Here is a 15,196-nt window from a genome sequence, read left to right on the forward strand (position 1 = left end):
CGGGGCGTGCGGGGTGGTTCCAGGTGCCGGGTGGTGCTGTCGGGCCGGGCGGACACCTGCGCCTGCCCGCTGATGATCTCGGTCGGCAGGCGCCCGGTCATCGGTGGGGCGCCCGCATGTTCCGGACGGGGGCCCGGCCGAACCCGTCGGTGCACCCCCATAATGCCGGTCGGCCGGTCGGTCCCCGGCGGCTTTTCCCGACGGCCGCCCGACGGTTCGCCTGACCGCCCACCTCACGGCCCGGTCGGGCCGGGGCGCGGCTACCCGCCGGTGTCGAGTTCGGCCGCGAGGTCGCAGAGCGCGGCGCGGTCCGGGCGGCCGGTCTTGCTGAGCAGGTTCGCCATGTGCTTCTCCACCGTGCGGGGCGAGATGGACAGTTTGCGCGCGATCTGCTGGTTGCCGGGGCGTTCGGCGAGCAGGACGAAGACCTCGTACTCGCGCAGCGTCACCCCGCCGGCCCGCAGCGGCGCCGGGATCTGGTCGCGGCCGCCCCGGTGCTGGGCCACGCTCGCCCCGGCCCGGCGCAGCAGCGCCCGGCAGGCCCCGGCGACCGGGGGGATCCCGGCGGCGTGGAAGTACTCCTCCGTGGTGCGCAGCCAGCCGACCGGGTCGCCCCAGCCGTCGGCGAGGGCGGCCTCGGCGGTGATGCGCAGGGCCAGTTGGTGGGCCAGCGGGAACGGCGCGGCGGTCGCGCGGGCCTCGGCGACGGCCCGGGCGGCCTCCTCGGGGAGGCCCTCGCGGCCGAGCAGGACGGCCCGGGCGAAGCACAGGAACTGCCGGTTCCAGGCGAGTTCGGCGGCGGGCGAGGCGCAGGCCTGCTCGAACTCGGCCCGCTGCCAGGCGCCGCCCGCCACCTCCAGCAGCGGGTGCAGGCCGTGCCGGCCGGCCAGGTAGAAGACGCTGGGGTGCTCCTGCTCCCAGGCGATCCCGGCGGCCAGTTCGGCGCGGGCCCGGTCGCGGTCCTCCGCCAGCAGGGCGCCCACCGCCCGGCAGAGGCCGAACCGCAGCGGCATCAGGAACGACTCCTCGCCGCCGGCCTGCCGGAACCGGGCCAGCTCGCTCTCCATCGCACGGCTGCGGCCCTGGTGGGCGGCGAGGGTGGCGGCCGTGAGCAGCAGATAGCGGTGGGCGGCGAGGTTGCGCAGCCGGGCGGTGGCGTCCAGGCAGCGGTCGACGATCTCCCGGGCGGTGGGGAAGTCGCCGCGCAGCACGGCGTTCATGGCGAGCAGCCCGTCCAGGGTCTGGGTCAGCACGATCGCGCCGAGTCCGGCGGCGGCCTCCCGGGCCTGCTCCAGCCGGCTGCCGTCGCCGGTCCGCATGAAGGCGTTGGCGCCGAGCCGCAGCAGTGCCTCCACCCGCCAGACCGGCAGCGCATGGGCCTCGGCGACCGCGAGCATCCGTTCCAGGCAGGCGTCGGCGGCGTCGAAGCCGCGCTCGCGGGCCAGCAGGGCGAGCAGCTGCCAGGCCTGGCAGGCGACCACCGGCAGCCCGGCCCGCTCGGCGACCTCGGCGGCCCGGCGGGCGAGCCGCTCGGTCTCGGCGAGGCGGCCAGGGCCACCGGAGCCCCCGGAGCCACCAGGGCCACCGGGGCTGTCGGACCTGCCGGGGCCGCCAGAGTCGCCGGGCGCGCCGGCCCCGCCGCGGCCCCGGTCGGGCAGAAGGGCCAGGTGTCCCTCCACCACGGCGAGCGCGGCGCCCTGCTCGGGGCGCGGATCCTCGCCCAACAGGGCTCGGGCGGCGGCGATCTGCCCCACCGCCTCGGTGACCCGCTCGGCCATCACCGCCACCCAGGCGAGCCTGGTGTGCAGTTGGACCCGGAGGTCGACGGGCGCGGAGCGGCCGGCCGCGCGGTCCGCGCGGTCCGGGTGGAGCGGCGGCAGCGTGCGGACCAGCTCGAAGGCCCGGTCCAGTTGCCCCGACTCGGCCAGTGCCGACAGCAGCTGTTCGGTGACGGCGGCCCGCTCGGCCTCCCCGGCGAGTTCGTGGCCGCGCTCCAGCAGCACCACGGCCGATCCCGAGGCGCCCGCCTCCAGCATCCGCCGGCCGGCCTCGGCGAAGTGCACCGCGGCCCCCGCCCGGTCCCCGCCGGCCAGCAGCAGCGAGCCGACCAACTGCCGCCGCTCGTCCAGGAGGTCCGGGTCGGCGCGGATGATCGCCTGGGCGGCCCGGCGCGCCACGGCGGCCCGTTCGGCGGGGGCCAGCGCGGCGGTGACGGCGTCCGCGGTGAGCGTGTGCCGGAAGGCGTAGCGGTCCGGGGCGGCGCCGTCCGGGACGATCACGTTGGCCTCGGAGGCCGAGCGCAGGTGACTGAACAGCACCCGGTCCTCGTACCCGGTGATCAGCTGGACGGTCGCCACCGAGAAGCGGCTGCCCAGGGTGGCCGCGATCAGCAGCAGTTCGCGCACCTGCGGGTCGAGCCGGTCGATCCGCCGGCCCCAGCTGCGGACGATCGTGCTGGGCACCCCGGCGCACAGGCCCTCGGTGACCTCCCACCGCCCGCCGTCGCGGCGCAGCGCCCCCGAGGCGAGCATGTCGGCGAGCAGCTCCTCGATCAGGTACGGGCAGCCGTCGCCGCGTTCGGCCAACTGCGCCAGCACCGCGGCCGGCACCTCGGCGACGTCGCTCTCCAGGCAGGCGGCGGCCATCGCCCGGACGTGCTCGGGCGGCAGCGGCCGCAGCTCCGCCACCGCGGCGGCGCGCCGGCGCTCGGCCGCGCGCACCAGGTCCAGGGCCGGGCCCGGTTCGGCCCGCAGGGTGGCGACCAGCAGGACCGGCAGGCCGTCCAGGTTGTCGACCAGGTACTCCAGGACCGCCACCGTCTCGGCGTCGGTGTCGTGCAGGTCCTCCAGCAGGAGGACGCAGCCGTGCTCCCGGCCGAGGACGGCCAGCAGCCGCAGCAGCGCCTCGGCGAGCTCGACCACCGTCTCCGGGTAGGCGCGGGCGGCGGCCGCGGAGGCGGTGCGCCACTCGGGCACCAGCCGGGCGAGCGCGGGGCGGTACGGGTCGAGCTCCGGGTCGGTGGGCGGTCCGGCGGCCCGGAAGCGGGAGGAGAGCGCCTCGATCAGCGGACGGAACGGCGTCACCGTGCCGGTGGAGCTGCCCCGGCCGCGCAGGACGGGCAGACCGAACCCGTACGCCTGGAACGCGCACTCGCCGGCCAGCCGGGACTTGCCGATGCCGGCCTCGCCGAGCAGGAAGACCGCCCGGCCGGACCGCTGGCGGGCGGCGGTCAGCGCGCTGCCGAGCAGGCCGAGCTCGGCTGCCCGGCCGACGGTGATCGACGAAGTGGTCCGCATGGCCGCAGGCTACTTGACGGCTCATCTGATCTGTAGAGTAGCGAACCGGCCACTGCGCAGTCGCCCTGTCATCACGGGGAGTCCGCAGCGGTCCCACATGGCGGACGCCGGGCGCCGGTCCCGGCCGCCACCGGGGCGCTGCCCGGTCCCCGGTGGCGGTGGTCCCGGCCGGCCGCGTCCTATTCGACGGGTCGTCCGGACGGATCGTGCGATCCCCCTCGCGGGGGTGTTCCCTCAGGTCAGATCGGTACCGTCATGGTGGGGAACTCGAAGATCGGCGGCACCGCGCCGCCGCCTCCGGCCAGCAGCTGGGACCGCAGTCCGAGCCCGCCGCCGGCCCGCAGGCGGATGTCACCCGCCGGGTGGTCGACCGCCTCGTCCGGGCGGGCGTCGGGCTGCTTCCAGCTCAGCACCAGGTCGCTGTCGTTCATGTGTTTCTCTACTCCCATTCGTCATTGAAGTGAGCGGTTCACGAGAAACGGTGCCCCCCGGATCAACGGGCACCGGTGGTACCGGGGCGGATGGTGCGTCACCCCGGGGCGCCGGTCCGCCCGTGGTGGATGCTTCCGGTGAGCGGTCAGGCGGTCAAGGGGGCGGACGGTGCGGACGGGGGGAGCGACAGGGGGTGGAGCAGCAGCGCGGAGGGCACGCGTTCGGGGAAGCCGAGGCGCAGCAGCCCGTGCCCGATGCCGGCGAGGCCGGTCAGCAGGCCGGGGTGCGCCACGTGCTCCGGGGTGCCGCAGCGCGGACCGTCGTGGTCGACGGTGGCCAGCAGTCCGCCCGCGCGCCGCACCCACGGCGTGCGCCCGTACGGTGTCCGGGTGCGGCCGAGCAGTTCGAGCACGCCCAGTTCGCCGTGGCAGAGGCTGTGGTCCGCGAGCGGGGCGGCGCGCGCGGTGTTCCGCACGGCGCGCTGCGCCCAGTCGGCGAGCCGCTGGTCGGCGAGGGCGCCGGGGTTGTCGGTGACGGCGAGGGCGATGCCGGGCCGGCCGCGGCACCAGGAGGACTCGCGCGAGCGGACGGCGGTGGCCGTGTGCAGGGCTGCCAGACCCGCCCGGTGGTGCGGGCCGTCGGCCGGTTCGCCGACGGCCTCGGCGAACCGCAGCAGCGCCCAGCCGGTGCCGGCCGAGCCGTGGGCGAAGCCGGTGGTGGGCGGCGGCGGGATCGCGGCCAGCCGGTCCGCGCAGAGCCGGGCGGCGCGCAGCGCGGCGGGCCGGCCGGTGGCGGCGTGCACGGCGAGCAGCGCCGCCAGACCGCCGGCCGTACCGCTGTGCACGCCGGTGTCGGCCTCCCGCTCGGCGGCGGCCGCGGTGAGCGCCACCGCCGGGTCGATGCACTGCCGGATCAGCGGGTCGTCGAGGATCCGGGCGAGCTCGGTGAGCGCGTAGGCGATGCCGCCCAGCCCGGCGAAGGCGCCCGAGCCGACAGCGGCGGGCCGGTCGGGGTGCCCGCCGAGGGCCTCCAGCAGGCCGGGGACGGGTGCGAGGGCGCGGCGGGCCACCTCGGCGTACCGGTCGGAGCCGGTGAGGCCGGCCAGTTGGGCCAGGAACAGTGCCGCCCCGGTGTAGCCGCCGGCCAGGTCGGCGCCCAGCGGGCGGACCCGCCAGTACCGCTCGCCGAGCAGCTCCAGACCGAGCCAGTTGGCGCGGGCCGGGCCCGGGTGGGAGCGGGCGTGATCGCGGTCGTGGGGCTGCGGCCCGCCGGGCCGGTGCGCGCGCTGCGGGGAGCGGCCCGGGCCGGTCGGGGCCTGGTAGGCGAGCGCCACGAGCTGGTCGCCGATGCCGCGCGCGGCGGCCAGCAGCTGCTCGGGCTCCGGCGCGGTCGCCCAGATGTTCTCCGGGGCGGGCCGCCCGGGCCGGTGCGGGGGCGTGGCGGCCGCGCCCGCCATCGCGGCGCGGACGATCCACTCCTGGTCCTTGCGGTCCACCCCGTTCAGTGCGGCGAGCTTGGCCTCGGCCCGGGCCAGCCCGGGCTCCGCCAGGGCGCCGGGCAGCCGGTCGCCGGCCGCGGTCCACAGGTCGCGCTCGCCGGGGCGGGCGGTGAACAGCGGGATGTCGCCCGCCCAGAGGTCCGCGAGCTCGTGGTCGGCGAGTTCGGCCCGGCCCGGGTCGCCGACCGCGTCGGTCCGCAGCAGGTCCAGCACCGAGCCCCGGGCGGCGGCGTCGCGCAGCACGTCCGGGTGGGTCGACTCGTCCAGCAGCCGCGCGTACACCCGGGTGGCGCGGGGCACCACCCGCACCTCGTCCTCGGCGAAGCCGCGCAACAGGCCGGTCGGGCCCAGGAGTTGGGAGCGCCCTGCGGCGAGCGCGGCGTAGCCGGCGCGGAACCCGGCGACCAGCGCCTCGGTGTACCCCGCCGGGTCGACCGGGGCGCCGTTCAGCCGGGGCCGGTTGCGGGCCTCGCCGAACGGGCGGGCGCGGCGGATCAGCCGCATCTCGTCGGTTCCGGCCCCCGCCCAGTCCACGCCCTCCACCGGGGAGGTGCCGGTCCGGCCGCCGCCGCCGATGCCGGAGACGTCCAGCGCGCCGTCGTCGCCCAGCAGCAACTGCGGCAGCAGGCCGACCCGGTGGACGGACTCGTGCAGGGCGCGGGCCGCCGGGTCCTCCGCCGGGGAGGGCTGCGCGGGCGGGTGGAACAGCGTCTCGACGTCCACCAGGACGGGCTGGTCCCCGCAGGCGACGAGGTTCTCGAAGTGCAGGTCGGTGCCGTCCAGGACGTGCAGCAGCGCCAGCAGCGCCCCCTGCCGCCGGTAGAACCGCTCGACCTCGTACCCGGTGTGGCAGGGCCGCGCGTCGACGAACTCCGCCCAGCCGTAGTCGCCCCGGTCCAGCAGGGCGAGGGCGCGCAGCCGGGGGACTCCCGGCTGGTCGTTGTACCAGCCGAGCACGCCGTTGAAGTGCCGGTGCGCGGCCGGGGGCCGCGGGCGGTGGACGACGGCGGCGCCGCCCGCGAAGTGCAGCACCGCGACGGCCCGGCCGCGCCGGTGGCGGTCGCCCGCCTCGGACTCGACGGCCACCAGCCGCCCGGGGTCGGCGCCGCGCAGCAGGGCGGTGACCAGCAGCGGCCGGTCGGCGGCGAGGCGGATGAGCAGCTCGGCGTACGCGTCGGCGGCGTCCAGGCAGGTCCGGCCGAGCAGCCGGGCCAGCACGGGGTACTCGCGCAGCAGGGCGGCGAGGCCGTCGCGCCGCGCGGTGTGCGCCAGGAAGGCGCGGAACCGCTCCTGCGGGGTGGCGCCGGAGAGCCGTCCGTTCACCCGGGCCACGTTCAGCTCCAGGACGAGCGTGCGGGCGGCGAGCCGGGCCAGCCGCTCGGTGAGCCGGGCGGTGAAGCCGGCCCGTACCGCGGGCAGGTCGATCCGGTCGCAGGCCCGGACGGCGGCGGGCAGCGCGGCGTACATCCGTACCGCGGCCCGTTCGGCGAACGGCGCCAGGACGAGGGCGAACCCGGTCAGCCCGGGATAGGCGGCCCTCGGCACGACCGCCCGCAGCGGCGCGGCGGCCACGGCGGCCTCGGTGAAGGCGGCCCAGTCCGGCCGGCCCGAGGGGGCGGGCCGACCCGGTGTCAGGCCGGCCTCCCACCATGCGGGGTGCGGGCCGCGCCGGTGCGCCGCCTCACGCGAGGGGGCGTCACCGGGCATCGGAGTGTGCGGGGTTGATACGGCGGCGGTGGCCACCGGTGCGACCGGGCCCTGATCCGGTACGCCGCCCCCGTCGGGGCGCGCTCTGCGCACGGCGTTCACCTCTGCCACCACCGCACCTCCGATGCCGGGAGAGGGCGGCGCTGCCGTCGAAGTCGCCGCCCTCGGTGCTGATCCTTGTCCTGCCGCGGCCACCGGGGCATGGGGGACCGGCCCCCATCTTTGTGTCGCCGTTCCCGCATGATCCGGTCCTCCGCTGATCCGGTCCTCCGCGCGCTCGGGGCCCCGGTACCGTCCGGTGGCCTCCGGTCCGCGCGCGGCCTGGGCCCGGTACCGCACGGCCTCCGGCTCCCGCGGGTCAGGGCTTGGTGAACGGCGGTCGGGCGGCCACCGCGGGGCGGCCGTGGCCGCAGCGGTGGCCGGGGTGCAGCGGGTGCCCGAAGGTCTTCGCCGACCCGGTGGAGTTCCAGTGGTCCGTCCGGCGGTCGAGATCAGCCATGGCCGGATCATCCCACGGCCTGCGCGGGCGCCGCCGGTGCTCCGAACTCCCGGGCCCGGACGGGCCGCAGACTGCCTTCTGCCGCAGGTCCGAGTACCGGCTCCCGGGCGTCGGCGGGGACCTCGCGCCCGCGAATGGGGTCGTTGGGCCCTGGAGCGGCGCCCGGCGATCGACGATGATGCCCGTGGACCCGCAGCGGCGGGCCGGGAGAGTGCAGAGGGTGGGCCACGGGATGGCGAGCAGGTCGGCGGCGGCCTCGACGATCCGGTGGAGGGCCTGGCCCAGGTCGAGCCCGCGCCCGACCGCGAGGACCGCCTCCAACAGGCTGTGAACCCGGTCCCGGGTGCCGTGCGCCGCGTCGATCCGCCACTGGAGTTCCTCCAGCAGCTCGTCCAGGCGCAGTTGCGGCATCCGGGCCGGCCTCCCGCTCGCGCCGTCCGCTCGCGCCGTCCGCTCGCGCCGTCCGCTCGCGTACCGCTCGCGCCGCCCACCGATGTCCTCGTCGTCCCGTACCGGCGCGGCCGATCCAGTCGGGGTGTGCCCGGTCCGTCCGTACCCTACCCAGGTCGCCCGACCAGGGGGACCGCCGGATTCACGGTAGTGCCCGGCCACCCCCGCCCCGAACGCCGGGGCCCCGCCTGGCGTGGTGGCGGAAGCGGTTTCCCGGGTGGGTCACGGCCCAGCCACAGGCGCCACGACCCCTGGTTGGTGGTCGCCCACGTGTCCCGCGCCCGCTGCGGGCTCACTCCCGGGTTCACGACCGGGCCGTCTCCCGGAGCGCGGCCACGAGCCGGGCGAGGGCCGGCTGTCCCCAGGCGGTCTGCCGGACGGCGGCGTGGATGGTGCGGACCGGTTCCGGCGCGCGCAACCTCCGGACGGTCACGTCGGGGTGGCGCCGGGCGGTGAGCCCCAGCAGGGGGATGAGGGCGACGCCGAGGCCGGCCGCGACGAAGCCCTGGGCAGTCGGGTAGTCCTCGCTGTCCACCGTGAACCCGGGGCGGAAGCCGGCGGTGCTGCAGGCGTCCAGGACGGCGTCCTGGCAGGGGCCCGGCCGTCCGCTGCGGACCCAGGGTTCGTGGGCGAGGTCGGCGAGGTCGAGGACGCGCTTCGCGGCGAGCGGGTGGTCCTTCGGCAGCACGGCGCGGTACGGGTCGTCGAGCAGGTGGACGAGGCGCAGGCCGGGGTGCTCCTCGGCCCGGGGCCGGACCACGACGGCGAGGTCGGCACGGCCCTGGAGCACCTCGTGCAGGGGGTCCTCGGGGTCGGTCATGCCGAGGTCGAGCCGGACGCCCGGGTGGTCGGCGCGGAATGCGGCGATCGCGGGGGCGACGAGGGCGGCTCCTGCGGTGGCGAAGTAGCGGACCGTCAGCGACCCGCTCCGCCCGGCCAGCAGGTCGGCGAGCGCGGCCCCGGCTTCGGCGACCTGCCGGTCGATGACGGCGGCGTGTTCGGCCAGCAGCCGCCCGGCGGCGGTCGGCCGGACGCCGCGGCCGGCCCGCTCCAGCAGCGCCGTCCCGGTCTGCTTCTCCAGGGCCGCGACCTGCTGGCTGACGGCGGACGGGGTGTAGCCGAGGGCCGTGGCGGCCGCGCTGACCGAACCGCCGCTGACCACGGCCCGGAGTACCTGGAGACGTCGCACATCGATCATGTAGTCCAGCTTAAAGGTGGTTCAGAACATTTCACTTGTCCTGTCGGATTCCGGCAGGCAGCGTTCGTACCACCACCTCTGACACGTCCGACGAAAGGCAGGTGCCCCGTGGTACGGATGGCCGTCCTCGCGCTGCTCTGGGGCTCGGGCTTCCTCTGGACCAAGCTCGCGCTGCGCCACGGGCTGTCCCCGTTGCAGATCACCGTGCTGCGCTCCGCCCTCGGGGCGGCCGTGCTGTTGGTCCTCGCCCGTTCCGCCCGTCAGCGCCTGCCGCGCGGCTCCGCGATCTGGCTCCGCCTCGTCGTCGCGGCCTTCCTCTGCAACACCCTGCCGTTCTTCCTGACCGCGCTGGGTGTGCAGAGCGTCGGCTCGGGGCTGGCCGGGGTGCTCAACGCGACGACCCCGCTCTGGTCCCTGCTGATCGGCCTTGCCGCCGGTACGGAGCGAGGCCGGCATCCGCTGCGCTTCGGCGGCCTGCTGCTCGGCTTCGCGGGCGTGCTGCTGATCTTCTCGCCGTGGCAGGCGGCTTCGGCGCAGCACGGCGCCGGGTTCGGCTGGGGTGCGCTGGCGTTGCTCGGCGCGGCCGCGAGCTACGCGGTCGCGTTCACCTACATGGGGCGTGTGCTCACCGACACCGGCACCGAGCCGCTCGCCCTCTCCGCCGCCCAGCTCGGCGTCGCGGCGGTGCTCAGCACCCTGGCCCTGCCCGCCGGCGGCGGCACCACGGACGGGTTCGACGTTCTGGCGCTGGCGGCCGTCGCCGTCCTCGGGGTGTTCTGCACCGGGCTCACCTTCCACCTCAACTACCGGCTCATCGCCATCGAGGGCGCCACGGGTGCGGCCACCGTCGGGTACCTGCTGCCGGTCGTCTCGACGGCACTCGGCGTGCTCGTCCTCGACGAGGCATGGAGCATGCGGACCGTCGCGGGAATGCTCGTGGTGCTGGCCGGGGTTTTCCTGACCCGGTACCACCGTGAACGACCCACCCGCTCCACGGCGCCGGTGCCGGCCCGGGCTCCGACACCCACCACCGCGACCGCCATCGTGGCCGCAACCACGGCCGGCGCCGCCGAGACCACCACCACCCGCGACCGAGCGAACGGACCATGAGCCCCGAATCACCCTGGCGGACAGCCGACTTCCGCACCCTCTTCACCGCCACCGCGCTCGCCCAGCTCGGTACCAACATCGGCTACGTCGCCCTCCCGCTGATCGCCGTCACGGCGCTGGACGCGAGCGCCGGCCAGGTCGGGGCACTGGCCACGCTGAGCACCCTCGCGTTCCTGCTGATCGGACTGCCCGCCGGGGCCTGGGTGGACCGGATGCGTCACCGCCGCGTCCTCATCGTCGCGGACCTGGTGAAGGCCGCGCTGTACGCGTCCGTCCCGCTCGCCTGGTGGCTGGGCGGGCTCACCCTCTGGCAGCTGTACACCGTCGCCCTGCTGAGCGGGTGCGCGACCGTCTTCTTCGACGTCGCCTCACAGAGTGTGCTGCCGCAACTGGTCGGCCGCGGCCACCTGGTGCAGGCGAACGCGGCCGTGGTGAGCCTGATGGCCGTCGGCAACATCGCCGGCCGCAGCGCGGGCGGTGCGCTCGTCCAGTTGCTCACCGCACCGGCCGCCATCGCCGTGACGGCCGCCAGTCACCTTGGTTCGGCGCTGCGTCTGATCGCCCTGCGCCGTACTCCCGCGCCTGCGCCGCCTCCGGTGCGCGGCAACGGGCCCGGTCTGGGCGCGCAGGTCGGGGAGGGCCTGCGCCACGTCCTCGGCAACGCCGAACTGCGGGCGCTCGCGCTCACCGCCTCCCTCACCAACCTCGGGTTCCAGATCGTCAACACCCTGCTGCCGGTGCTGTTCGTGCGGGAGCTCCACCTCCCCGCCGGCGCGCTGGGCCTGTACTGGGCGGTCGGCGGCCTGGGCATCCTGCTCGGCTCCCGCTGCGCCCGGCCGATCGCGGCCCGGGTCGGCTACGGCCGGGCGCTCGGCCTGGCCGGTCTCTGTGCCGCACCGGCCGGTCTGTTGATCCCGCTGAACGGTGCCGGCGTCTGGTTGTACGTGGCGGGGTTCGGCTCGCTGGTGCTGGCCTTCAAGACCGGGATGGACAACGTGCTCGGCGTCAGCCTGCGTCAGCGGATGACCCCGGACGCCCTGCTCGGCCGGATGAACGCCACCTTCCGTTTCCTGCTCACCGGTTCGCTGGCGATCGGGGCCGCCCTGGCGGGTCTGCTCGGCGAAGTGGCCGGCCTCCACCCCACCCTCTGGCTCGGTGGTGTGCTCCTCGCCTCGGCGTTCCTCCCCGTCTACCTCTCGCCGATCCGCACCCGCCGCCACCTCCCGGACCATCCGGCGGTGGCCGCGGCGGTGACCGTGACCGGCGTCGCCGCTCCCGGCGAAGCGAGGCCTGCCCTTGACATCAAGTGCACTTGAAGTTCCATCATGGTCGCCATGGACACGGACACGAAGCAGAGCGCCACTGTCGAGATCGAAGCCACCGAAGCCATCAAGCAGGTCGTGGCCGCCGTCGAGCACGCCCAACTGAACGAACTCACCGAGGAGTTCATCGGCCTCTTCCGCGAGGACGCGATCTGGACCACCGGCCACGGCAAGCGGCTCACCGGCCGCGACGAGATCGCCGAGTTCACCCGCAAGGTGCTCCCCGGCTCCTTCACGGGCACCGGGAACACCGCCAGCTACGAGGTGGTGCACATCCTCTTCATCCGCCCCGACGTCGCCGCCGTGAAGGTCCGCCAGCGCTACCTGGGCGCGGACGGCGAGCAGATCGGCGACGAGGGCAGCCCGCTCTACGTCATGGCCAAGGAGAACGACCGCTGGCTGTTGACGGCCAACCAGAACACCATCGTGGTGGGCGACTGAGCGGGCGGCTCCTGGGCGGGCGCGGGCGTACGCGGCCTCACCGGGTGGTGCCCCTGTGGGCACCTCACCCGGTGCGCCGCGTCCCCGGCGGGACCACCTCGGCCTTCACCCGGATGTCCGGGCTGTTGCGGAAGCTGAGGGTGAACTCCACCCACTGCCCGACCCGCAGCGCCGGCGGATTGGTGATCATCAGATCGGAGTCCTCCGGCGACAGCACCAACGAGCCCCTCCCGGGCACGGGCAGCGCCGCGACCGCCTCCCAGCGGCCCGAGGCGCCCTGGTGCCGATGCCGCTTCAGCGTGATCCGGCCGCCGAGCTCCCAGCCGGCCCCGACCAGTTCGTCGGGCACGTCGCCGGGGTTGCGCACCGTGAAGAACGCGGCCGTGGCGGTGGACGCGCCGGTCGTCGGCAGCAGCACCCAGCCGGGGGCGGCGACCTCCACCGGGCGCTGCCGACCGGCCCCGCCGACCGCCGTCCACCCGGAGAGCAGTCCCAGCGCCACCGCGGCCGCCGCGACCGGCGGTCCGACCGCCCGCAGGTGCTCCACCGCCCGCCCTCCTGCCACTCGCCGCCGCACCTTCCCGCTCACCGCGCCGCCCCCGCCGGGGACCGCCGCGCGGGCCCGCGCCGACCGTCCGAGGCGCCGGTGCCGGACCCGCCCGAGGCGCCCCGCCCCGGTTGCCAGGCCCGCAGCCGCAGGCTGTTCCCCACCACCAGCAGCGAACTCAGCGACATCGCCACCGCGGCCAGCATCGGGTTCAGCAGCCCGACCGCCGCCAGTGGGATCAGCACCACGTTGTAGCCGAACGCCCAGAGCAGGTTGGCCCGGATGGTGGCCAGCGTCCGCCGGGCCAGCCGGACGGCGTCCACCACCGCCTCGATGTCCCCGCGCACCAGGGTCAGTCCGGCCGCGCCGATCGCGGCGTCGCTACCCGAGGCCAGCGCCACCCCGAGGTCCGCCGAGGCGAGGGCGACCGCGTCGTTGACGCCGTCGCCGACCACCGCGACCGTCCGCCCCGCCGCCTGCAGTTCGGCCACCACCTCGGCCTTGCGCTCCGGTGAGGCACCGGAGTGCACCCGTTCGATGCCCAGCTCCCCGGCCACCGCCCGGGCCGCACCCGGGCCGTCCCCGGTGAGCAGGACGGTCTCCAGCCCCATCCCGCGCAGCCGGTGGAGCGCCCGCCAACTGCCGGACCGCACCGTGTCCCCGACCGCGAGGACGGCCACCGCCCGACCGTCCAGCTCCACCACCACCGGCGTCCGGCCGGCGTCCCCGGCCGCCGCGAGCGCCTCGGTCAGCTCGGACGCCAGCGGACCCCGCGCGTCGTCCGGCCGGACGACCCGGACCTCCCGGCCCTCGACCGTGCCCGACACCCCGATCCCGGCGGTGGCGGCAAAGCCCGCCACCGCCGGGAGGGACCCGCACCGGTCCCGGGCCGCCCCCACGACGGCCCGTCCGATCGGGTGCTCCGAGCGGAACTCCACGGCCCCGGCCAGCCGCAGCACCTCCGCCGCGTCCACGTCCGCCGCGCACACCTGCGCGGGCCCGGTCCCGGCAGTCCCGGACCCAGCACTACCGGCCCTCGGCGCCACCGTGACGGAGACCAGCTCCATCCGCCCGGTCGTCAGGGTCCCGGTCTTGTCCAGTACGACGGTGTCGATCCGCCTGAGGCTCTCCAGCACCTCCGGCCCGCGCACCAGCACACCCAGCTCCGCGCCCCGCCCGGTCGCCGCGAGCAGCGCCGTCGGCGTGGCCAGCCCCAGCGCGCACGGGCAGGCGACCACCAGCACGGACACCGCCGCAGTCACCGCCGCCTGCGGATCGGCGCCCGCGCCCAGCCAGAAGCCCAGCACGCACACCGCGACCGCCAGCACGCACGGGACGAACACCCCGGCCACCGCGTCCGCCAGCCGCTGCGCCCGGGCCTTCCCGGCCTGGGCGTCCGCCACCAGCGCGGTGATCCGGGCCAGCTGGGTGTCCGCGCCGACCGCCGTCGCCCGCACCACCAGGGCGCCGCCGACATTCACCGTCGCACCCGCCACCCCGTCCCCGGGACCGACCTCCACCGGCACGCTCTCCCCGGTCAGCAGGCTCAGGTCGAGCGCCGAACCGCCCTCCACCACCACCCCGTCGGTAGCCACCCGCTCGCCCGGCCGGACGACGAACTCCCGCCCCGGCAGCAGCTGTTCGATCGGCAGCAGGCGTTCCTCGCCGGACTCCGGATCGCGGACGCAGACCTCCTTGGCACCCAGCTCGGCCAGCGCCCGCAGCGCCGACCCGCTGCGCCGCCGCACCCGGCCCTCCAGCAGCCGTCCGGCCAGGACGAACAGCGGAACGCCGACGGCCGCCTCCAGGTAGACGTGCGCCGCGCCGCCGCCGTCGGCCGTCAGCGAGAACGGCATCCGCATGCCGATCTCCCCGGCCCCGCCGAACACCAGCGCATAGCCGGACCAGCCGAAGGACGCCACCACACCGAGGCTGACCAGCGTGTCCATGGTCGCCGCGGCGTGCCGCAGCCCCTGCCAGGCCCGCCGGTGGAACCCGGCCGACCCCCAGCTCACCACCGGTACGGCCAGCGCGAAGCAGACCCACTGCCAGGCCGCGAACTGCAGCGCGGGCACCATCGACAGCACCACCACCGGTACCGCCAGGAGCGCCGTCACCAGCAGCCGCCGGCGCTCCGCGGAGTCCTCCTCCGGGCCGGTCGGCGCCTGGCCCCCGGTCACCGGCTCCGCGGTGTAGCCGGCGCGTTCGACGGCCGCGACCAGGTCCGCCACGGCCACCCCGGCCGGGTGCAGGACCCGGGCCCGCCCGGTGGCGAGGTTGACGCCGGCCGTCACCCCCTCGATCCGCGCCAGCCGCTTCTCGACCCGGCCGACGCAGGCCGCGCAGGTCATCCCGCCGACCGCGAGGTCCGTGGTGACGGGCGTCCCGGTGTCCGCGTCCGCGACCGGGCTCACTGCCCGGCCCCCATGTCGTGCCCGCTCATCCCCGGCTCGCCCCCGCCGCCGCTCCCGGGCACCAGCCCCGGCGACACCGGCCCGGCACCCCGCCCCACGGCGAAGGCCACCACGAACACCACCACCAGCAGCAGGGCGAACCCCGCCAGCACACTCAACGGCCGGCCACCCGGCGACTTCGCACTCACCCCCCAGCAGTCGGCCCCCCACCCCCTTTGGTTCCCGTACGTTCCGAATTGCCCGACCCGTAACCCGGCCCGGGTATCCCGACCTGCGGTCCCG

General features: G+C 76.4%; 10 protein-coding genes and 1 pseudogene. 3 read left to right on the forward strand and 8 right to left on the reverse strand.

All coding sequences use genetic code 11. From position 1 onward, the window contains the following. Nucleotides 1-260 precede the first annotated feature (260 nt). The 5 genes and pseudogenes from ACIGZJ_RS15120 to ACIGZJ_RS15140 all read right to left on the reverse strand — a co-directional run bounded on the left by ACIGZJ_RS15120 (nucleotide 261) and on the right by ACIGZJ_RS15140 (nucleotide 9,080). Nucleotides 261-3,296, reverse strand: a complete 3,036-nt coding sequence (locus ACIGZJ_RS15120; RefSeq protein ID WP_396457609.1) for an AAA family ATPase — start codon at nucleotides 3,294-3,296, stop codon at nucleotides 261-263. 239 nt (nucleotides 3,297-3,535) lie between these two features. Continuing rightward, nucleotides 3,536-3,727 (reverse strand): hypothetical protein, encoded by a 192-nt coding sequence (locus ACIGZJ_RS15125; RefSeq protein ID WP_387949753.1) that lies wholly within the window; start codon nucleotides 3,725-3,727, stop codon nucleotides 3,536-3,538. Nucleotides 3,728-3,873: 146 nt separating this feature from the next. After that, on the reverse strand, nucleotides 3,874-6,933 hold the full coding sequence (locus ACIGZJ_RS15130; RefSeq protein ID WP_396457610.1) for a type 2 lanthipeptide synthetase LanM family protein: 3,060 nt from the start codon (nucleotides 6,931-6,933) through the stop codon (nucleotides 3,874-3,876). Nucleotides 6,934-7,648: 715 nt separating this feature from the next. Continuing rightward, nucleotides 7,649-7,843, reverse strand: a pseudogene (locus ACIGZJ_RS15135) (histidine kinase); the annotation flags it as partial. A gap of 343 nt (nucleotides 7,844-8,186) precedes the next feature. Next, entirely contained in the window at nucleotides 8,187-9,080 is an 894-nt protein-coding gene (locus ACIGZJ_RS15140) for a LysR family transcriptional regulator (RefSeq protein WP_396457611.1), read from the reverse strand. A 117-nt stretch (nucleotides 9,081-9,197) separates the two neighbouring features. Between ACIGZJ_RS15140 and ACIGZJ_RS15145 the strand changes: the two genes are divergently transcribed. Genes ACIGZJ_RS15145 through ACIGZJ_RS15155 form a run of 3 tightly spaced genes read left to right on the forward strand, consistent with a single transcriptional unit; the run spans nucleotide 9,198 to nucleotide 11,953 of the window. Next, entirely contained in the window at nucleotides 9,198-10,190 is a 993-nt protein-coding gene (locus tag ACIGZJ_RS15145) for a DMT family transporter (RefSeq protein WP_396457612.1), read from the forward strand. After that, entirely contained in the window at nucleotides 10,187-11,506 is a 1,320-nt protein-coding gene (locus ACIGZJ_RS15150) for an MFS transporter (protein WP_396457613.1), read from the forward strand. The genes ACIGZJ_RS15145 and ACIGZJ_RS15150 overlap by 4 nt, the downstream gene beginning before the upstream one ends. A gap of 18 nt (nucleotides 11,507-11,524) precedes the next feature. Further along, nucleotides 11,525-11,953, forward strand: coding sequence for an SgcJ/EcaC family oxidoreductase (locus tag ACIGZJ_RS15155; protein WP_396457614.1), 429 nt, complete (start codon nucleotides 11,525-11,527; stop codon nucleotides 11,951-11,953). A 64-nt stretch (nucleotides 11,954-12,017) separates the two neighbouring features. Here the strand turns inward: ACIGZJ_RS15155 and ACIGZJ_RS15160 are convergent, their stop codons facing one another. From ACIGZJ_RS15160 to ACIGZJ_RS15170, 3 genes are read right to left on the reverse strand one after another with little or no spacing between them, the layout of a single operon-like run. Further along, complete coding sequence (locus tag ACIGZJ_RS15160; RefSeq protein WP_396457615.1) at nucleotides 12,018-12,518, reverse strand: copper chaperone PCu(A)C; 501 nt, start codon at nucleotides 12,516-12,518, stop codon at nucleotides 12,018-12,020. Between the two features lie 20 nt (nucleotides 12,519-12,538). Continuing rightward, nucleotides 12,539-14,914 (reverse strand): heavy metal translocating P-type ATPase, encoded by a 2,376-nt coding sequence (locus ACIGZJ_RS15165; RefSeq protein WP_396457616.1) that lies wholly within the window; start codon nucleotides 14,912-14,914, stop codon nucleotides 12,539-12,541. Then, the gene (locus ACIGZJ_RS15170) at nucleotides 14,911-15,072 is read right to left on the reverse strand and encodes a hypothetical protein (RefSeq protein WP_396457617.1); all 162 of its coding nucleotides are present in this window, start codon (nucleotides 15,070-15,072) and stop codon (nucleotides 14,911-14,913) included. The genes ACIGZJ_RS15165 and ACIGZJ_RS15170 overlap by 4 nt, the downstream gene beginning before the upstream one ends. Nucleotides 15,073-15,196: the final 124 nt, after the last annotated feature.

Origin of the sequence: Kitasatospora sp. NPDC052868, from assembly GCF_044547105.1 — a bacterium.
Taxonomy (GTDB): domain Bacteria; phylum Actinomycetota; class Actinomycetes; order Streptomycetales; family Streptomycetaceae; genus Kitasatospora.